The sequence below is a fragment of the Salipaludibacillus sp. CF4.18 genome, assembly GCF_051262595.1.
Lineage (GTDB): Bacteria > Bacillota > Bacilli > Bacillales > Salisediminibacteriaceae > Salipaludibacillus > Salipaludibacillus neizhouensis.
The window spans coordinates 125,411-142,522 of the sequence record NZ_JBIMEV010000002.1 but is presented as its reverse complement, the minus strand read 5'-3'; the positions used below and the strand labels follow the sequence as shown (position 1 = coordinate 142,522).

24 protein-coding genes and 1 pseudogene are annotated in these 17,112 nt (G+C 35.1%); 8 read left to right on the top strand and 17 right to left on the bottom strand.

What is annotated here, in order from left to right; translation table 11 throughout:
* Positions 1 to 24 precede the first annotated feature (24 nt).
* The 12 genes from ACHABW_RS02555 to ACHABW_RS02500 all read right to left on the bottom strand — a co-directional run bounded on the left by ACHABW_RS02555 (position 25) and on the right by ACHABW_RS02500 (position 6,592).
* A complete protein-coding gene (locus ACHABW_RS02555) occupies positions 25 to 267 on the bottom strand; it encodes a hypothetical protein (protein WP_435753901.1) in 243 nt (80 codons plus the stop codon).
* On the bottom strand, positions 264 to 1,547 hold the full coding sequence (locus tag ACHABW_RS02550) for a replicative DNA helicase (protein WP_435753900.1): 1,284 nt from the start codon (positions 1,545 to 1,547) through the stop codon (positions 264 to 266). The genes ACHABW_RS02555 and ACHABW_RS02550 overlap by 4 nt, the downstream gene beginning before the upstream one ends.
* A 2-nt stretch (positions 1,548 to 1,549) precedes the next feature.
* Complete coding sequence (locus ACHABW_RS02545) at positions 1,550 to 1,876, bottom strand: hypothetical protein (protein WP_435753899.1); 327 nt, start codon at positions 1,874 to 1,876, stop codon at positions 1,550 to 1,552.
* Positions 1,863 to 2,684 (bottom strand): conserved phage C-terminal domain-containing protein, encoded by an 822-nt coding sequence (locus tag ACHABW_RS02540; RefSeq protein ID WP_435753898.1) that lies wholly within the window; start codon positions 2,682 to 2,684, stop codon positions 1,863 to 1,865. Before ACHABW_RS02540 ends, ACHABW_RS02545 begins: the two co-directional genes overlap by 14 nt.
* 63 nt (positions 2,685 to 2,747) lie before the next feature.
* A complete protein-coding gene (locus ACHABW_RS02535) occupies positions 2,748 to 3,455 on the bottom strand; it encodes a hypothetical protein (RefSeq protein WP_435753897.1) in 708 nt (235 codons plus the stop codon).
* A 3-nt stretch (positions 3,456 to 3,458) separates the two neighbouring features.
* Positions 3,459 to 3,851 (bottom strand): replication terminator protein, encoded by a 393-nt coding sequence (locus ACHABW_RS02530; protein WP_435753896.1) that lies wholly within the window; start codon positions 3,849 to 3,851, stop codon positions 3,459 to 3,461.
* A gap of 45 nt (positions 3,852 to 3,896) precedes the next feature.
* On the bottom strand, positions 3,897 to 4,508 hold the full coding sequence (locus tag ACHABW_RS02525; protein WP_435753895.1) for a Rha family transcriptional regulator: 612 nt from the start codon (positions 4,506 to 4,508) through the stop codon (positions 3,897 to 3,899).
* Between the two features lie 377 nt (positions 4,509 to 4,885).
* Positions 4,886 to 5,233, bottom strand: coding sequence for a hypothetical protein (locus ACHABW_RS02520; protein WP_435753894.1), 348 nt, complete (start codon positions 5,231 to 5,233; stop codon positions 4,886 to 4,888).
* 117 nt (positions 5,234 to 5,350) lie between these two features.
* Positions 5,351 to 5,608: a helix-turn-helix domain-containing protein gene (locus ACHABW_RS02515; protein ID WP_435753893.1), complete on the bottom strand. Its 258-nt coding sequence runs from the start codon at positions 5,606 to 5,608 to the stop codon at positions 5,351 to 5,353.
* Between the two features lie 256 nt (positions 5,609 to 5,864).
* Complete coding sequence (locus tag ACHABW_RS02510; protein WP_435753892.1) at positions 5,865 to 6,188, bottom strand: hypothetical protein; 324 nt, start codon at positions 6,186 to 6,188, stop codon at positions 5,865 to 5,867.
* Positions 6,181 to 6,303, bottom strand: a complete 123-nt coding sequence (locus ACHABW_RS02505) for a hypothetical protein (protein WP_435753891.1) — start codon at positions 6,301 to 6,303, stop codon at positions 6,181 to 6,183. The genes ACHABW_RS02510 and ACHABW_RS02505 overlap by 8 nt, the downstream gene beginning before the upstream one ends.
* A 70-nt stretch (positions 6,304 to 6,373) precedes the next feature.
* A complete protein-coding gene (locus tag ACHABW_RS02500) occupies positions 6,374 to 6,592 on the bottom strand; it encodes a helix-turn-helix domain-containing protein (RefSeq protein ID WP_435753890.1) in 219 nt (72 codons plus the stop codon).
* Between the two features lie 160 nt (positions 6,593 to 6,752).
* Here ACHABW_RS02500 and ACHABW_RS02495 point away from each other — a divergent pair, with 160 nt between their 5' ends.
* The 5 genes from ACHABW_RS02495 to ACHABW_RS02475 all read left to right on the top strand — a co-directional run bounded on the left by ACHABW_RS02495 (position 6,753) and on the right by ACHABW_RS02475 (position 10,536).
* Positions 6,753 to 7,100: a helix-turn-helix domain-containing protein gene (locus ACHABW_RS02495; RefSeq protein ID WP_435753889.1), complete on the top strand. Its 348-nt coding sequence runs from the start codon at positions 6,753 to 6,755 to the stop codon at positions 7,098 to 7,100.
* A gap of 181 nt (positions 7,101 to 7,281) precedes the next feature.
* Positions 7,282 to 7,872 (top strand): hypothetical protein, encoded by a 591-nt coding sequence (locus ACHABW_RS02490; protein ID WP_435753888.1) that lies wholly within the window; start codon positions 7,282 to 7,284, stop codon positions 7,870 to 7,872.
* The gene (locus ACHABW_RS02485) at positions 7,865 to 8,539 is read left to right on the top strand and encodes a hypothetical protein (protein ID WP_435753887.1); all 675 of its coding nucleotides are present in this window, start codon (positions 7,865 to 7,867) and stop codon (positions 8,537 to 8,539) included. Before ACHABW_RS02490 ends, ACHABW_RS02485 begins: the two co-directional genes overlap by 8 nt.
* Before the next feature lie 81 nt (positions 8,540 to 8,620).
* Positions 8,621 to 9,100, top strand: a complete 480-nt coding sequence (locus ACHABW_RS02480) for an ImmA/IrrE family metallo-endopeptidase (RefSeq protein ID WP_435753886.1) — start codon at positions 8,621 to 8,623, stop codon at positions 9,098 to 9,100.
* Positions 9,097 to 10,536: a recombinase family protein gene (locus ACHABW_RS02475; RefSeq protein ID WP_435753885.1), complete on the top strand. Its 1,440-nt coding sequence runs from the start codon at positions 9,097 to 9,099 to the stop codon at positions 10,534 to 10,536. The genes ACHABW_RS02480 and ACHABW_RS02475 overlap by 4 nt, the downstream gene beginning before the upstream one ends.
* Here ACHABW_RS02475 and ACHABW_RS02470 read toward each other — a convergent pair.
* Together ACHABW_RS02470 and ACHABW_RS02465 are read right to left on the bottom strand one after the other, a co-directional pair.
* Positions 10,529 to 11,260 (bottom strand): ATPase, T2SS/T4P/T4SS family, encoded by a 732-nt coding sequence (locus tag ACHABW_RS02470; protein ID WP_435753884.1) that lies wholly within the window; start codon positions 11,258 to 11,260, stop codon positions 10,529 to 10,531. The two genes, ACHABW_RS02475 and ACHABW_RS02470, sit on opposite strands and share 8 nt — an antisense overlap.
* 417 nt (positions 11,261 to 11,677) lie before the next feature.
* Positions 11,678 to 12,169: a YtxH domain-containing protein gene (locus ACHABW_RS02465; RefSeq protein WP_435753883.1), complete on the bottom strand. Its 492-nt coding sequence runs from the start codon at positions 12,167 to 12,169 to the stop codon at positions 11,678 to 11,680.
* 250 nt (positions 12,170 to 12,419) lie between these two features.
* On the opposite strand from ACHABW_RS02465, the pseudogene ACHABW_RS02460 reads away from it, so the two are divergent.
* A pseudogene (locus ACHABW_RS02460) lies at positions 12,420 to 13,129 on the top strand (helix-turn-helix transcriptional regulator).
* 149 nt (positions 13,130 to 13,278) lie between these two features.
* Positions 13,279 to 13,521, top strand: a complete 243-nt coding sequence (locus ACHABW_RS02455) for a DUF2626 domain-containing protein (RefSeq protein ID WP_435753882.1) — start codon at positions 13,279 to 13,281, stop codon at positions 13,519 to 13,521.
* Positions 13,522 to 13,563: 42 nt separating this feature from the next.
* Here ACHABW_RS02455 and ACHABW_RS02450 read toward each other — a convergent pair whose 3' ends face one another.
* Both ACHABW_RS02450 and ACHABW_RS02445 read right to left on the bottom strand, forming a co-directional pair.
* On the bottom strand, positions 13,564 to 14,688 hold the full coding sequence (locus ACHABW_RS02450) for a class I SAM-dependent methyltransferase (protein WP_435753881.1): 1,125 nt from the start codon (positions 14,686 to 14,688) through the stop codon (positions 13,564 to 13,566).
* A gap of 103 nt (positions 14,689 to 14,791) precedes the next feature.
* Complete coding sequence (locus tag ACHABW_RS02445) at positions 14,792 to 15,433, bottom strand: MBL fold metallo-hydrolase (RefSeq protein WP_435753880.1); 642 nt, start codon at positions 15,431 to 15,433, stop codon at positions 14,792 to 14,794.
* Between the two features lie 288 nt (positions 15,434 to 15,721).
* Here ACHABW_RS02445 and ACHABW_RS02440 point away from each other — a divergent pair, with 288 nt between their 5' ends.
* Positions 15,722 to 15,901 carry a DUF2759 domain-containing protein gene (locus ACHABW_RS02440; protein ID WP_435753879.1) on the top strand — a complete coding sequence of 60 codons (180 nt, stop codon included), beginning with the start codon at positions 15,722 to 15,724 and terminating at the stop codon, positions 15,899 to 15,901.
* 154 nt (positions 15,902 to 16,055) lie between these two features.
* On the opposite strand, the gene ACHABW_RS02435 is transcribed toward ACHABW_RS02440, so the two are convergent.
* Entirely contained in the window at positions 16,056 to 17,108 is a 1,053-nt protein-coding gene (locus tag ACHABW_RS02435) for an MTH1187 family thiamine-binding protein (protein WP_435753878.1), read from the bottom strand.
* Positions 17,109 to 17,112: the final 4 nt, after the last annotated feature.

Genomic DNA, 17,112 nt, shown 5'->3' with positions numbered 1-17,112 from the left:
CGAGATACATAGAATTTTAATAGTCTAAGCTCCTGGAGCAGAGTTTGTCTTCGAAGTTCCATTGATTGTCAGTCCTTTCCTTTTAGCGATATAGGGTGATGCTTCTGACCATATGTTTTTAGTGGGATGATTCATCAAATACTCTATGTTTCTAGCATCCCTATCCATTGTCAGAAACCTTTTTTCATGTATAAGCCATTCAATTAAGTGAACTAAGCTAGGATAATTCCCTATAATCGCTTGATTATACAACTCTCGAACTGTCATGCTGAAAATCGCCTATGTAAGTTTGTGAATAAATTATATTCTTTGATGAAGGCAAGTTCAGCAGTCCCGATCGGACCTTCTCGCTGTTTAGCAACAATAATTTCAATGATGTCTTTATTCTCAGATTCTGCATTATAGTAGTCGTCTCGATAAAGAAAGGCAACAATATCAGCATCTTGTTCTATACTTCCAGATTCTCGTAAATCTGATAGCATCGGACGTTTATCTTGTCGTGACTCCACGCCTCTAGAAAGTTGAGACAATACGATAATAGGAATGTTCAAATCTCTAGCCATGATTTTCAAAGATCGAGACATTTCGCTCACTTCTTCTTGTCGATTGTTTTTCTTCACAACTGGTTGAAGCAGCTGCAAGTAATCGATTATCACAAAATGATCTTTATCTGGATGTTTTCTCATGAGCTTTCGTGTTCTTGCATATATTTCTGATATTTTTATTGATGATTTATCCACGATGTTCATATTTTGTTTTCCTATTTCGCCAATTGCATAAGAGAAACGGTTCCAATCCTCATCATCAAAACGTTCTTTTGGGTCCATCATTTTGTGAGAATCAACTCTTCCTGTGGCAGATATCATCCGATTAACAAATGATTCTTCTCCCATTTCAAGTGAATATAAGTGACCGAATCCGTTATGTTCTAAGTGCCCAGAAGCCATGTTCAAAGCAAATGCGGTTTTACCGACGGAAGGTCTTGCGCCAACAATAATTAACTCACCTTTTTTGTGTCCTGAAGTGATATTGTCGTACTCAGTAAATCCAGTTGGAAGTCCCATTTTGGATTCACCTGATTCGGCTTTTTCGAAAATATTAAATAGAAGGTTTTTTAAGTCAAATTCTTCTTCCTCAACAACATCTGCATTGACTGTATTTAATTTATCGATAAATTGTTCCGTTTGTTCATCATTCATAATCTCTCTGGTTTCATCCAAAAATCCTTGTGATAAATCTCTGACTTTCTGCCTTTTCCACGCCCTTAGAATAGTAGACTCATAGGTCTTGTATGCCTCCGGAGATGGGACAGCTTGTACCATTTCATTTAGATCAATTTGAGTCATGAAACTCATACCAAGTGTTTCGTAAAGCGTGCCTGGATCAACCTGATCGCCATTTTTCGTAATAGTTTGTATCGCTTCAAAGATTGGTTTGTGAATCACCGACACTTGCTCTGGTTTAAGACTAATTTCTTTTGCTATAGCGCTATCAGTTAAGATACATCCTAGTAACATTTTTTCTGCTTCAGGATTAAACTGGCTCATTCTCAATCCCCCTTTTTAAAATCCAGAAATTCGTATATTTTTTTTCTTTGCTCATCCGTTGGTCCAGTAGTCTTTTTCTTTTGCCAATCATTGATACGTGTTACTACTCCTTTATCGTGTTCCGGTCGAATCTGCTCTTTTAAGTCATGAATTGTTGGAGGGAATGGGGAACGAGAAATATGGTTATCCAATCGCCATACCACACGATCAACATCTTGATTTTTCATGTGACGGAACCAAACCTTTACTGTGTCTTGAGATTTTTTAATCTTCCCTGGATAAGCAGCATCTATCTGCTCTATTAGTTGAACTACTTCACGACTCGTCATCTTCTCCCTCCTCTAATTTTTCTGCGAATGCATAAAGATCATCGTTATCAGTTTCTGATGCTTTTTCATTCAAGTAAGACTCAAACTTTGTACCGAACAATGTCTCTGGACGTAGGTAAGCGTTCATCCTTGAATCATTTTTCCAAACCGAAACTTTGATATTAATGACTTGCTTAAAATCTTCTAAAACAAAACTCTCGTTTAACCTAGCTTGTATTAACTTTTTTGTTTTTTGATTTGTTGCCTTGAAATTCTTTCCTGCTTTATCGTTAAGATAGACAATAATATCTTTAGTAATCTCTGTAGTAATTAATGTATTTGTCTTACGTTTTAATGTAGGAGACTCCCCCTTTCCATCGTAATAGGGTGGTACATCTGAACGTAGGAGGGTAAAAGTTATTTCTGATATTTTTTCTGGACAAGGTTCAATGAACATGACATTGTTATTAACCTGACCTTTAGCAATTACACTCCTAAACTCCCTCCGTATCAATCCTTCTTCAGACAGATAGTCGCAAGCCTCTTTTACCTGACGTTTAGAAATACCAAATTGCTCAGCGAAAGCCTTATAATTACGATGCATCATATCTTTTGCAAACTTCTTTTTCACTTTTACTACAGATCCTGTGTCTTCATCACGTTCAACAGTAGGTCTGTACCAGTAAAGAACATCAGCAAGTATTAGTATTGCTGGTATATGTGGCTTCCCGCTTGAAAATGTGAGTTGTTGAAACCACGGAAAGGGAATGACTGTCCCTGATATATGCATTCTCCCAATAGAATCAACGATTGAATTACCTGTATTCATATATCGTCCTCCTCCTTTTTTTGGGGACTCCCCAAAATTGGGGAGTCATAATAATCGATTGATTTATCCGATAATATATACTTTCTCTGACTTTATTAATTCTAGCAGCTGCTCCTGTAAATACTCCTTAATATTGTTCATCGCTTCCAACTTCCATGTGCCGCCATCTGCTTCAAATAGTGCACACGTTGGACCACTTTGCATACGGAAGACAAAAGCACTCTCTGGCTGTGATACTTCGACAAACGTTCGATACGGTGCTAATTTAACAGGATTAGGAACTTTGGCTTTCCCGACACTAGCTACACCCGTTTTAGCAATGACAGATTGACTTGTCCCATCGTCTCCTATGGTTTGGACAGCTTCTTCTTGAATACTTCCAACGACTTGCAGCATAATATCCCGATCTTCGTTTTTCACAAATGTAGACTGTAATTTGATATTTATTGTTTCCGTATCATAAAATCGATCAAAGCGAAACTCAGGTACCCATGCTTCAGCTGTAATCCAATGATTACGTCTCATATCGTCATTCACCATTGAAAAACACGAAACCTCTACCGGACTATTAACGTGAATCATTACTTTTTCGTTAGTATCAAAATTTGATTCAATGTAGTCAACGAGTCCAGAAAGGCTACTAACGCTCAATTTATTTGGTACAGGTTGTTTTAATAGGTGTAACTCCTTGTCCGAGTATGCTTGTCCATTTTCATTATGAATCTCCGCTTTACCCATACCAACGATGTACTCTAGTGCTTGTTTAATCATTATTTATTCCCCTTTCGCTATCTCTTTTTTGGATTTAAAATCATAAATCTTATCACCAGTATCGTTATAAACGCCATCTTCTTCTAAGTACGTTTGACCAGGTACTCCACTCTTTAACTCAGCACCCGTAAGTTGGCCATTCTTGTCATAATCAATAAGAACTTTTGCTGGTACTTCTCTGGCAGAAACTAACTTAGAACTAGCTTCAATAAGAGCATTAGCGAGGTTACGTTCGTCATCTGCTGAAAATTTCACTTTTACCGTGAGTGTCCTCACCTTGCCTGGATCTGTGTTGGGATCTGCAATGTTTTGCAATATCTTTATTAATTCTTCATTAAACCTTTCCGCTAAAGCACCACTTGCAAATGTATTTAATTCAACTATCTTTGTTGACATGTTAAATCCTCCTCTTAATAAAATATGTTACTTAAAATTCACCTCCTACAAGGAATCATTTAATTTCAAAGGTTTCCATGAGTGGATAAAAACCTTAGCAGATTCATAATCTTTTAAACGAATGTCTCGATATGACTGTATGCTGAATTTCACTTTCAAATCTTGATACAATTTCGAATAGTACTTTCTTCTAGCAGCATCTTTTACTTCTGGAAACAACGAATGAATTTGGTTTTGAACAATAGATTGAATGTATCTTTGTTGAGCTGAGCGAATTGTAATTTGATTCTCATAAGACTCGATCAAGTGACTCACATTATCCGAACCAACCATCTTATCTCGACTCTCCATATTTGAGCGAGTCCCTTTAAAATCATTGATAAATCGCTCTTTAAATTCAATTGCCTTCTCCCCTGTATATCCCATTGCCACCATTGAAAAGCCTTCATATGTCAAGATAAACATTGGCATTGTTCTTCCTTGTTTATTCTGATATTTGGACTCTCCAAAATTGGTGAGTCCAAACTTTTCAGAACATCTTATATTACGAATGTCTCTCAAAACCTTGTCATGACGTTTTTCAAAAGCAGCTGCAAGTGTAATTGAGTCCGTTACAACCTGGTCGCCTTTTGTGTATACAAGCTCTTTTACGGTCATTACTTATACCTCCCTTCGCATATCATGAACCTATCTTGAAATCTGACGAACCGGACTTCTGGATAGCTTCTATTTAGGTATGCAGATATTTTTTCTTTATCTGGAACATCATTTGTATAACACCATTCAGGGATTAATATTTTCCTAGGCTGTTTAAGGTTATCCATTTTGTTTTCCTCTCTATTTTCCTACTTCCTTCCGGGTGCCAGCTGCACCGATGAATCCACTCCACGATAATGAAGGGGAGAAACATATTTATCGTGGTATAAACTCATCGGCAAAGCCGAGAAAATGCTCGCTATTGCCTTTTAATTTAAAGGAATGTATAATTAAATATAGGTTATAAATTTTGTTTTTCTTTCTAACTGCTCGCTCTGCTAAGCGGTCAGTTTTTTCTTTTTTAATGGATGATGTTTCATTTGGTGATTGATTCTCTCAAAATCGATCACATGAGCAAGATTAATTAATGTCTGCCTCGTTTTTCTCATTCCGTTTTTCCCATACTTCTCAAATAATTCGATACTAATTTTCTTTAAAGCCTTCGAGATCATCATCATTTCCATAGAATCCAACTCAGTGTATTTTCTAGAATGAACTACTTTTGAAAATCCGATATCAAACATATCTTTTTCCTGACTCTCTAAATTCTCTCTGAATGTAATACTCGTATTAATAATGAAATGTACTTCTTGATCTGACATCTTAAGTAATGGCGTTGCTTTCATTTAAATGCCTCCTAATGGCGCGAAATTAATAAAATATATTGCTAGAGATATTAAGAAAAAAGCTCCTGTTACACTACCAATTGCGTCTTTAATGTCATCTGTCATTGTCATCCCCCCCTAACTTCCAAACAGTCTAGCAATAGCTTCTAGAGACTGTGTAATCGTAATGGGATCAACGCCACAAAGGGTTGCTATCATGATATCCTTCGCATTCGTAATGTTTGCCCATTGTATAAAGGTTGGAATGTCTATCTTCTGGTGATTGTTTTCTAGTTTACTGATACAGCTGTTAGTCATGTGAAGTTCGTATGCTAGTTCCTCTTGAGTGAATCCTCCACGTTTCCGAGCCGCTCTTAATACAGCTCCAACGTTCACATAGTTCACCACCTTTCTAATATGGAAAGTTTTCTAATTTAGAAAAGACTTGCCAAGTCAATTTATTTACACTAAAGGTAGTTGTTAAGCTAAATTCAACTTTCAATACTGTCCTTTGAAAAATATATATCTATAAATCTATGTGGCGAATGAATTAAAAACTATCGAAATATGTTGTTCACTTACAGAATTACTACGAATATTACATATAACTCCAACATATTCTGCAATTTTGGGTAAAAAGAGAAACAAGCGATTAAGCTTGCTGTTCAAGTGGTGATTCAAATTTAGCAAGGATTCCTTCTGCTATTTTTTTACCATTCATATGATCCAACTCAGCGTAGTTAACTCTAATATTTAAAATAAGTAGGGCAATCTCTATGCCGTGAAGTTCGCTGTTGAAACCATCCGCTAATTCTTTAGCTGATGTGCTGTATTTAAACCTCCTGGTAAGATGCTTTAAATTCCAATAAACGGCTTTGTCTAAAGCTTCGTACAATCTTGATATAAAGCGTTTTTGCTCATGCTCTGTTAACCGATCGACATCACCTGTTAATTTAAAATCGCTTATCCTAAGCATTTTTGAGGTCCTCCTCTCTTTCTCGCGCTATGTTTTTTAACGACTCGCAGGTACTCAAGAAAACAACAAGCCTGCGCTTCACTTCTTCTGAAGGTTCTTTTTTCTGATCAACCATGCTTATATCTCCTTTCATTAAATTTGATAAGTTGTGTAACCTGTGAAAGTTAAGCTAATTTACTTCTTTGCTATTTTAGCAAAGTTTTGTTCAAAAAAAGTTCGTTAATCTCACACTTCAAAATTTTTGCAATTGATGGCAATTGATTTGCTTTAAACAAATATTCACCTTTTTCATATTTCATATATGTTGAAGCGTTTTTAAACCCTAATAAAACAGCCATTTCCTGAAGATTAATGTTTAGATCTTTACGACGCTGTTTAATATACTCAAGATTAATTTTTTCCATTTGGCTCTCCTTCCTTTGCTGTATTAGCAATTATCTTACCCTTATAATACTTTTCTATTTCAGCAAAGTCAATGATAAATTTGCTATTTCAACAAATGTATTTTTCTGTAATGGAAAAAGTGATAAAATTAATTCAGTTAATACAGAAAGCGGTGAGGTTATGTCCTTTACTGGTCAAAGAATTAAATCACTTAGAGATAAGAAAGATTGGTCTCAATTATTTCTAGCGGAGAAAGTAGGTATTAACAATAGTGTCCTTTCCAGGATCGAATCAGGGAAAAGGCCAGTAGAAGATCATGAGATAAATAAATTTGCTGACGTTTTTGAGGTAACTACCGATTATCTTATGGGAAGAACTGATAAACCTACATATGAACCAGAGCGTCAATTAGATGAGAATCTGTTCTTTTATGATAAGGGGAACATTACTGAAGAAGAAATGGAAGAGTTGAAGAAGCACTTGGAGTTTTTAAGATATAAGGCAGCTCAAGAAAATAAAAAAAAGTAATATAAATAACCACCAGATATAACGCCTTTATATTCTAATTTATTTTTAAACAACCAGACACGCACAAGCTTATTTGTGTGTTTTTATTTTAATAGGAGAAAGGGATCAATATGTTTCATCTTGACATTAAAAATACAAGTAATAATACCACAAAAATCTAGTTACTAAAGGAGAAATATATATGGATCAAGAATTAGTAGATAAATTGAACCAAAACCTTATTTCATTAGATAAAGAGATTACTGGGCATAATGAATACAAACATTATATTGAAAAAGCGGTTAACAATTTCATTGAGGATAATTCAAATGAATTTGATATTTCTTTTTTAGGGAATGATATATATACCCAAGCAATAGAAGCTTTTCTTATAATCAATCCTGAAGATAACAGTCTGCCTTTTTATGAATTACAGTTAGAAAATAAATTATTTTTCCGAGCAATTAAGTCATTGTACAGTGAAGGTTTTTCAAATAGTTATTTTAGAAATTCTTTCTCTCCTTTCATGTTAGTAGGAACCGATGCTAATCTGAAAGGGAACAGCCTATATATAAATTTATTAAGAGCAGACGATCATTCATTCGTTGCACAATACGACTATACAAGCCTGGAAGTTTTTATGAAAGCCGGTTTAAAGGGGTACGAATTGATTACCAAAGAGAATTCAGATGAAGATGAGAAAGAAAACATTAAAGAATCTCTTCGTGAATTCCAGGTTAAAATTGATGAAATATTAAAAGATAATATAGAAAGTACTGAAACAAATGAGTGAGGTAAAAAAATATAATTATGATACTAGAAATATAATCGACTTATCTGATAAAATTAAGCAAAAGGCCCATAAGCCTAGGCATAGTTCTTATACTCGTGATTTTCAAATTAAAGATATTAGATTCAAAAATGTTTCTTTTAAATATGCTAATGATAGTATACCCTTATACATTCCAAATATTGATATACCTAGATTAAATATAAAAGAAGAAATTCTTAAAGAGTTCCAGATTTCCAAATCCGTCACATCTGCTAGTAATGAAGATGGCAAATATGACAATAGAAATAAAAGAAGGAATGAGGAGTCAGAGATGACTAGTAATGACGATATCAAACCAAGAATGGACTATTTAGAAAAACGTCAAGATGAACACAGAGATGATCAAAGACGTTCTGAAGACCGAATTGAAAAAAAACTAGACGATGTAATTCTGCGAGTTGATAAGGCAGTTGATACCATGATTGCTACTACACAAGCTAGTGAAAAACGAGTTAATGAAGCTATAACTAAGGCTCTTGATTCTAATAAACAAATTGAAGATAGAATTGATAAAAAAGTTGATAACATGGAAAATAAAGTTGAGTCAACTTTTAAGTGGACAGTTGGTTTAGTTATTACTGCTATAATTGGTATCTCTGCAATGGTTCTTGCAACTTTGCTAAATTAATTTACATTTGGCCTAATTTATTAGGCTATTTTTTATAAAGACATATAGAACAAACGTTCCTATAGAATGAGAGGTGATCTGATGAAGTACCATCCAACTCCGTTAGAGAAATGGATAACTAATTTTTATAGAAATATTGGTTTTGTTTCACCCGATGATATTGATGAAGAGATTATCACGTTTCATTTAAATATTTTCCTTTTCATAAAGCCTTTAAAGTCCAATTCTTATGAAAGTGGAAATTTTAAATCTATAACGTTAGACGGTCGATTAAATTCCGAGTTGCAAAGAGAAGTGTTCTTTCACGAGCTCGCTCACATACTTCGTCACTCTGGATGGCAATTAGGAATAATGCCAGAGGCTTTTAGACAACTTCAAGAATGGGATGCTAATCGGTTTATTGGGTATGCTGCTATTCCTTTCCACATGCTTCGTCACATCGATTTAAGACAGGAGTATATCATTCCTTATTTAGCAGAAACTTTTAAAGTAACTCCCCAGATTTGTGAACTTAGGTTAATGAAAATTTATGAACAAGCGAAAGCGGGGTCTTACAAATGAGAGTAGCAATCTATATTCGAGTATCTACGAACGAACAAGTGCAAGAGGGTTATTCCATCAAGGCTCAGAGGATGAAGCTAGAAGCCTATGCAGTGTCACAGGGATGGGACATTGTACAGTATTATGTGGATGAAGGATTAAGTGCGAAGGATATGAACCGAGTAGAATTAAAAAGGATGCTAGGATCATTAGATAAAGACGTCTTTGATTGTGTCCTGGTCTATCGATTAGATCGACTTACCCGATCTGTCCTTGATCTATATGAGATGATTAAGTTGTTTGAAAAGCATGACGTCAAGTTTAAATCCGCTACAGAGGTCTACGATACAACCACTGCTACCGGACGTCTATTCGTCACATTAATTGCTAGCCTTGCTCAGTGGGAAAGGGAAAACACCGGGGAAAGGATTAGTTTCGGGATGGAACAAAAAGCAAGAGAGGGTAAATGGGTAAGTAATACACCCCCTTATGGTTATAATAAATCAGGTCTGGACAGGCTAGAGATAAACCCTATTGAAGCAAAGATTATTAAAGAAATGTATACTTTGTACACTTCTGGTCAAAGTATCTTCGGAATCGCCAAAAATTTAAACCAAAGAAAAGTAAAGTCAAAGCGTGACTATAGTTGGAGGCAGGGGCCCGTTAGATACATTTTAAATAATCCCGTTTATACAGGGACTATTAGATATAACTATAGAAAGAATAAAGAGAACTATTTTGAAATTGAAAATGCGGTTCCCGCTATTATTGAAAAAGATACTTTTAACCTGGTGCAAGAAATCATGAAAAAAAGAAGTGGATTTCACCCCCGGTCAGCTACCAGCTCCTATCCATTTAGTAAAATTGCAAAGTGCGCGCGTTGCGGTAAAAGTTTATCGGGAAGACAATCAAAGATTACAAGAAATGAAAAGTCTTACACTTCTTATTCTTACTATTGTCAGAATCGTCTTCTTGGTTTATGTGATCTCCCTAATGTCTCTGAAAACTATTTAGATTATCAGTTTCAAAAACATCTTAGTGGTTGGGATCTAACTGAACATGGTGACGCGATCGTAAATGAATCCCTAATCGAATCTGAAAAATTAAAAGATGAATACGAGAAAGAATTAAGTGAAATTGAAAAGAGACGATCCAAATGGCAATATGCTTGGGCGAATGAAAAAATCTCTGACGAAGATTTCCATCAAAGGTCTAGAGAGGAATTAGATCGCGAGAAAAAAATTAAGTTGGAATTAGAAGCTCTTTACTTAGACTCTGATAAATCTACTTCCATTTCCTCCGAGGAGTTAAAAGATATTTCTTCTTCGTGGGGACGCCTTACTCAGGCAGAAAAGAAACAGTTCATACAGTTGTCCGTTAAAGAAATAATTATAAATAAAACGAACCAAAAAAGATCCAAGGATTCCATTATCATTGAGGATATTACCTTTAATTAGGGATGTATGTGCCTATTACATTGACTGGATGACCAGAAAGTGACGCCCGTATCGCCATTTTTGCCGTTTCGGGATCTCTAATCTCACCTAACATAATTAAATCGGGGTCATGTCTTAACAGGCTTTTTAATCCACTGGCATATGTTATTCCTGCCTTTTCATTAATCTCCATTTGCAAAAAATTAGTTTGTTTCTGCTCTACCGGATCTTCAAGCGTAATAATATTTTCATGGGATTCTTTGACTCTTTTTGTGAGCAATGAATATAGAGTGGTTGTTTTTCCAGCCCCGGTAGGACCACAAAGGATAATTAATCCTTGTTTTACTTTTATTAATTCTAGTAGCTCTTTCGTTTGAGTTGGAAATAAGGATAATTGAAGTATTTCTTTTTCACTTTCAAGGGGGAACAAGCGGATAACCAAACTTTCCATAGCGGAGGATGGAAATGTTGAGAGTCTCATAAATACCTTTTGATTGTTAACGATTAACTCTAATCCTTGATTTTGGGGTCGACGTCTCTCACCAATATCCATCCCGGATACAAATTTCAAATGTGAGATCATTCTTTTCATAAATATTTCTGGCATTATTTCCATATCCACTAATCGCCCATCTACTCGAAATCGTAACATTCCTCCTAGTTTATCGGGGACTACATGAATGTCTGAAGCACCATATTGAAGCGCTCGCTCGACAATCTTTCTTGTTTTCTGTTCAATATCCATCAGTTCTTACCACATCCTTTTTAAGTTTTCTGAGAAAAACGGCATAGCCGTCTTTTGTTAAATACAGCGTCAGCTTCCGCCGCCATCTTTTAAGTATCAGGGGTGGGTTTCCCTTGATACGCGCGGCGTGAAGGTAGCTGCTAATTTTATAAATTCTTAACCCTGTAAAACATACATTCGACACAAAATGATTAATTCCTTCTTTATTATTAAATAAATTTTTTAAGATAAACTAATCTTTATATTTAATTAGTTACTTTGTTATCCTCGTAGGTTGTTTAGAAGAATTCCTCTACCATACGGCAGATTTTCCAAACAAACAACAATCTCTAAAAACCGAAAAATTATAAATTCTAGTATAAAAAAAAGATGTACCAATTTGGTCATAAGTGACCATTTGGTACATCTTTTTAATTATTATAGATCTTTATTTTCATTTTCTTTAAGTTCATTAACATCATTTTGAATTCGCTCTTTTGTATCTTCAATTTCTTTTACAACTTGATCTGCTAATTTTTTACCTTCAGTTTTTTCTGTTTCCATAATCTCTCTTACATCCGATGCTAAATCGTCACCCATATCACTAGCTTTCTCTGTAACACTAGTTGTTTTGTCAGCAACTCTTTCCCAAGAATCTTTTGCTAACTTAGAAATATTATCTGACTTTTCTTTAGCAAGTTGTGTCCACTCATCGGATTTCTCTTTAGCAAATTGACTATATTCGGTACCTTTTTCCTTAGCTGCAGTTGAAAACTCTACTGTTAAATCCTTAGCAACTGTTGCTTTATCATTAATATCCGACCGTAATTCACTTCCGGATTTGGGAGCTAAAAGCATTGCAGCTGAAGCCCCAACAATACCTCCAATAATAGCACCTATTGCAAAATCTTTTGTATCCATCTTACTCATAATCATCTTCCTCCCTTAGTTTATATTATGTAATGATTCTAGGCTATATATCTTATTCCTTCTTTTAGAAGGAAATAAACCTCTAATTTCATACCACTAAATTCCTATGCTCTTCCTTAATCAAAAAAAGACAGTCAAAAAACTTTACTAAATTAGTCACATCTTTATCTATAATGACCATTATAATATACTCCTCTGTATTATAATATACTTAGACGAAAGTTTAAATGAAGTGAGGAGTGAATTTGTAATGGTTGAGCAAACTCTCAAAATTACTGGCGTCCTTTCAGATCCAACTAGATTTTCAATTTATCAGTTTATCGCTCGTCAGCATCGTGAAGTCACTGTCCAGGAAATTGCTGAAAGTTTTCATATCCATCCAAATGTTGCCCGTCTTCACTTAACCAAACTAGAAGACGTTAACATGCTAGTATCTTGCACGAAAAAAACTGGCGAAAGTGGTCGTCCAAGCCGTTCTTATCAACTTTCTGATGAACTAGTCAGTCTACAATTTCCTTACAGAGATTATCAACGCTTAGTGAAATTGCTATCAATTCTTTGTCTTCTCTAGGTGAAGCAGGAGAGAAGGCATTGGTAGACACAGGTCACCGTTTTGGATTTGAAGTTGCACGTGACTTTGTTTTGAGTTTCGATGAAAATATAGATCTAATGAATACCACAAAAAAAATTAATTTCATTGAAAACATTGCCCTAAATCAAGGCTTGAATCCAGAAATTCATTTTAATGAAGACACGAGTGAACTGGTTTTCCGGATTTTTAATTGTACTTTTAAGGAGCTAGCGCCTAAAAATAATGCAGTATGCCAAATGCACCATGCACTTATCTATGGTATATTCAGTTATTTTTTCGCAGATATTCACATTACTGAAAAATCAACTATGCTTGAGAAAAACCAAAAGGCATGTGCGTATACAACTATCATTTTAGACAAACAATAAGATTATTATAACGTAAATGTAACTATATATTAAAAGGTTCCCTAAAATTGATTCCTATAGATTGTTTACAAAAAACGATGTTCGATTTATAATAGGGTGAACCTACATACGTTCATAATAGTTCTATTTGACATAAGGAGGGATAAGTCTTGGATCGCATGTTTAGAGTTTTAGGTTTTTGGACTGGTATTTTCGCTGTGCTTTTCATGGTTGGAGATATGCATTCAGCCGCCATTTTATTTTTTGCACAGACAGGCATATTTGTTGCAGTTAGTTATTTAAAGTTAACAGAAAGAGTTTATGTTTACATCTTCGGTGCGTACTTAACAGTATTTTTTGTCGGTTTTACTTATTACACAACGTTCATTATGCAACCTTCATTTGGACATTAAGACTTCCTGAACCTCGTCGGATGACCCGAACGGGGTTTTATTTTATAAGAATCTTGTTTTATTCAAAGCATAATCGAGCTGTTTCTCCAATCCTTTCTCTTGAATATTTACCTGAAAAGCTGCACTAATCCCTCCAGGGTGGACAAATGCTTGAATAGCTTGATTTCTTTTAAATTGATCTGAAAATGGATTTAATGTTCCATCAGCTGAGGTTTCTAGCAAAGAAAAAAGGCCTGCTTTAACTAGAAACTTATCTTGTCTCACATGCATCACTTCGGTTAATCCCACCTCCTTAGTAATCAGTCGGAAAGCATCCCACTGAACATGAGAAGTGATATCCATTTCACCCGGATTTTCCAAAGGGTTCCGGACCATCTTATGTTGTTTATACCCCCTGATAGAACCATCCTTTCTTTCGGGAAACAGTAATTCCCTGTTCTCATATCCATAATCCACTGTAAAAATTACTCCTTTGTGGAGCCAACTAGCTATTTTTTCTATCCACGTTTTCATCTCCAGATTTATTTCCGTCCGGTAGTATTCAGGCAGTTTTGGGCCGTATCTATCTATCCAATGAAGTATTTGTGGATTTTCACAAATTATTTCCTTCTCTACAAGCGCTCTATCTTCATTTAATTCAACTTGAATCTCATACAAGGATTGTCTTGTTTGCTTAATCAAATGAATAGGCATGGCATCAAGAAACTCATTAGAGAAAATAATCCCTTGGAAACTAGTAAACTCACTCAGCATCTGTTCCATCGAGGCGAATATTTTCACGCTATCCGGGAATTGTGCTAATTGTTGTCTTAAAATTTCACGATGATAACTACTAGATTCAACGATTAGATAAGTAACATCTTCTAGGGAGTTATCCTTAATATAAGTTAATGTACTGCGAGCAAAGGAACCGTCTCCGGCTCCGAACTCACAAATGGCTAAAGGCAGTTTTTCTTTTTCCACTATGTCCAGAAATGTCATTGCAAATGATTGAGAAAAAACTGGATGCACATGATTACTTGTATAAAAGTCTCCATATTTCCCTAGTTTAATTCTATTATTCGAATAATATCCCACGTCTTGATCGTAAAGTGCTACGCTCATAAATTTAGCATAGGTCCATGGAGGCGACGAAAAACTTTCTAACTTCTGTATGAATTTAGTCATTTAAAAGCCCCCTACTACATTATTTAGCCTTGATATGGTATTGAAGCTTTAAATGAAAAACAAGTTTTTTAAGTCTTATGATCAGTCGGTTCCGCTTTTCTACCTACCAACCGAATCCATTAATAAAAGGGTTTGTTTCTTTTTCTTCAGTAATTGTTGTTTCGGGACCATGCCCGTTTGCTACGATTGTATCGTCAGGTAGTGTTAGCATTTTGTCGTGAATAGTTTCCATCAACACATCATGACTCCCTCCTGGAAGATCGGTTCTGCCAACACCTCCACGGAACAATACGTCCCCTGAAAAAATTATCTTTTCCTTTGGAAAGTAAAAAGAAACACTTCCAGGAGAGTGACCTGGAGTTTCCAAAAGTTCACACTTAAAACTGCCAACCTCTAATATACCTTGTTTCATAAATGTTTTTTCAGCTTTATTGGCGACTACTGACTCTATTCCCTGAAACAATCCCGATCCATTAAGTTCAGGTTGTGAAAGCCACTCTTTTTCTTTCTCATGAACGTATACAGGGCATTTATATTTCTTACGTACTGCTTCTACTCCTCCAATATGATCAAAATGAGCATGAGTTAACAATATCGCTAGGATAGTTAAGTCTTCCTCTGCCAGCAATGTGAATAACTTGTCCTCATCCCCACCTGGATCAATCATTAAAGCTTCCTTAGATTCATTGTAAATGACAAAGCCATTTGTTTGTAAAGGTCCTAATGAGATACGTTTCCAGTTCATGTATTATTTCCCCTTCCAATATTATATCTCTTATTGTACTACGTTATTATATCCGTTTAAAAGCAGTCTTCCGAAAGGGTAGAACTAAAGAATTAAAAGTAGTCGTCTTACTTTTACGATCCCCTCAATTTTATCAATGTATTTCTTTCATATACTCGACAAATTCATAAAAAAAAAGTAAAATATAAGTGAACTTATGTTTGTGAAGCGAAGAATAGGTAACAGGATAAAATGGATCAATTCTACATAAGATATTCCATATTTATTACGTTAAAGGAGGAAAAAAAGATGGTATTAGGAATTATCACTCTTTTAGTTGCGATATTTTCTTTATTGGGATTAATAAGCCAATTAAAAGTTAAAAACTTTTTCGGTGTCGGATTTGCAGCAATTTCATTCGCTGTTTTTGGTTGGTTCTCTGTTCGAACACTCATTTCAGTGATTATCGGTAGTGGCGGAACAGTTTAATCCGAAACATATACTCAAAAACCGAGCATTCGGGCATTTGCCAGAAGCTCGGTTTTTATTTATTGCCTCGCGGAAAGCGTCCTTCTCGAGCAGATTCGAGTTTAAAACAAAGCAATCTATTTTTAAAAAGAATTTCTACGTTCTAAATACTCCTTTATTCCTCTCTTTTTTCATTAACCGAAGCTATTTTACCTTGCATAGAGGAAGGTTTATCTCGTCTTTCGTCTATCCTTATATTCACCGCAACTCGTTGATGCCCCATGCTAAAAGGAACCTCTTGAATTTCTTGCAAAATCTGAAATATATCCTTCGTCTCCCCTTCAATAATTGTACTCATCGAAGTTAATTCATATTTAATAGGTAAAGACGTCTCTTCTAACAGTTGCTGAATCTTAGCAACAACATCTGACATACTTGTTGATTTTGAGCCCAAAGGCATAATCGTCACATCTGCAATAGCCATTTTCTTATCTCCTTTCTTCATTTTCCTTAGTCGTAATTTTCCAGGGAATTCTTTCATAGCTAATCTTCGATAAGAGCGTATCGCGGTTTTTACGTGCTTTTCTTCTGGTTGTTCCGTTGTAATATTTCTTTGAAGCCAATAGGACATTTTTAGAAAGAATCGATGTACTTTCGTTTCCCTTGTCCTATTAAGCCAGTATGTTGCGAACGGAAACACGAAAAGAGCCAAGACCGTTCCCCATTGCAAAACGTCAGGAACGCTAATAAGCCTTAATCCTACGGTTAAACAAGGGACTAGAAGGAAGAAAAGTAAAATACCATTAGTAGAGCAAAATCTATTCGTAATTGTTTCCTCAGTAATTTCTTTTCGTTTTCTTACCGAAATAACACCATTATAGCTAAACACTTTGTGTTCAGCTCCATGATATTTTTTCAATTCTTTAGGAAACCAAAAATGTGTTCCTAATAAAAAATAGATTAAACTATAGACTGGTAAACCATATACTCTCTCCATTTCAAATGCATTCATTACATAAGGTAGAATAATTAAAAGTCCCCACAAAAAGAAACATATATGATACCAAACTGGCATTGCTTTAAAGACCAACCAACTAATGTACAACATATTTTTAGGCGAAGCCGGTTTTATCCATGTTACTATTTTTTCTTTATGATCATACGAACAAGCAATATATTTATTTCCAATAAATATTATTCCTTTTTGAAACGACAGTCCCTTAACCATTTAA

Bases quoted from the DNA above. Each gene is read 5' to 3' on its own strand.
- ACHABW_RS02530 (WP_435753896.1), bottom strand. From the start codon at position 3,851: ATGTCAACAAAGATAGTTGAATTAAATACATTTGCAAGTGGTGCTTTA.
- ACHABW_RS02470 (WP_435753884.1), bottom strand. From the start codon at position 11,260: ATGGATATTGAACAGAAAACAAGAAAGATTGTCGAGCGAGCGCTTCAA.
- ACHABW_RS02440 (WP_435753879.1), top strand. From the start codon at position 15,722: ATGGTATTAGGAATTATCACTCTTTTAGTTGCGATATTTTCTTTATTG.
- ACHABW_RS02475 (WP_435753885.1), top strand. From the start codon at position 9,097: ATGAGAGTAGCAATCTATATTCGAGTATCTACGAACGAACAAGTGCAA.
- ACHABW_RS02525 (WP_435753895.1), bottom strand. From the start codon at position 4,508: ATGACCGTAAAAGAGCTTGTATACACAAAAGGCGACCAGGTTGTAACG.
- ACHABW_RS02520 (WP_435753894.1), bottom strand. From the start codon at position 5,233: ATGAAAGCAACGCCATTACTTAAGATGTCAGATCAAGAAGTACATTTC.
- ACHABW_RS02485 (WP_435753887.1), top strand. From the start codon at position 7,865: ATGAGTGAGGTAAAAAAATATAATTATGATACTAGAAATATAATCGAC.
- ACHABW_RS02545 (WP_435753899.1), bottom strand. From the start codon at position 1,876: ATGACGAGTCGTGAAGTAGTTCAACTAATAGAGCAGATAGATGCTGCT.
- ACHABW_RS02540 (WP_435753898.1), bottom strand. From the start codon at position 2,684: ATGAATACAGGTAATTCAATCGTTGATTCTATTGGGAGAATGCATATA.
- ACHABW_RS02495 (WP_435753889.1), top strand. From the start codon at position 6,753: ATGTCCTTTACTGGTCAAAGAATTAAATCACTTAGAGATAAGAAAGAT.
- ACHABW_RS02450 (WP_435753881.1), bottom strand. From the start codon at position 14,688: ATGACTAAATTCATACAGAAGTTAGAAAGTTTTTCGTCGCCTCCATGG.
- ACHABW_RS02490 (WP_435753888.1), top strand. From the start codon at position 7,282: ATGGATCAAGAATTAGTAGATAAATTGAACCAAAACCTTATTTCATTA.
- ACHABW_RS02510 (WP_435753892.1), bottom strand. From the start codon at position 6,188: ATGCTTAGGATAAGCGATTTTAAATTAACAGGTGATGTCGATCGGTTA.
- ACHABW_RS02550 (WP_435753900.1), bottom strand. From the start codon at position 1,547: ATGAGCCAGTTTAATCCTGAAGCAGAAAAAATGTTACTAGGATGTATC.
- ACHABW_RS02500 (WP_435753890.1), bottom strand. From the start codon at position 6,592: ATGGAAAAAATTAATCTTGAGTATATTAAACAGCGTCGTAAAGATCTA.
- ACHABW_RS02465 (WP_435753883.1), bottom strand. From the start codon at position 12,169: ATGAGTAAGATGGATACAAAAGATTTTGCAATAGGTGCTATTATTGGA.
- ACHABW_RS02535 (WP_435753897.1), bottom strand. From the start codon at position 3,455: ATGATTAAACAAGCACTAGAGTACATCGTTGGTATGGGTAAAGCGGAG.
- ACHABW_RS02435 (WP_435753878.1), bottom strand. From the start codon at position 17,108: ATGGTTAAGGGACTGTCGTTTCAAAAAGGAATAATATTTATTGGAAAT.
- ACHABW_RS02505 (WP_435753891.1), bottom strand. From the start codon at position 6,303: ATGGTTGATCAGAAAAAAGAACCTTCAGAAGAAGTGAAGCGCAGGCTT.
- ACHABW_RS02445 (WP_435753880.1), bottom strand. From the start codon at position 15,433: ATGAACTGGAAACGTATCTCATTAGGACCTTTACAAACAAATGGCTTT.
- ACHABW_RS02480 (WP_435753886.1), top strand. From the start codon at position 8,621: ATGAAGTACCATCCAACTCCGTTAGAGAAATGGATAACTAATTTTTAT.
- ACHABW_RS02555 (WP_435753901.1), bottom strand. From the start codon at position 267: ATGACAGTTCGAGAGTTGTATAATCAAGCGATTATAGGGAATTATCCT.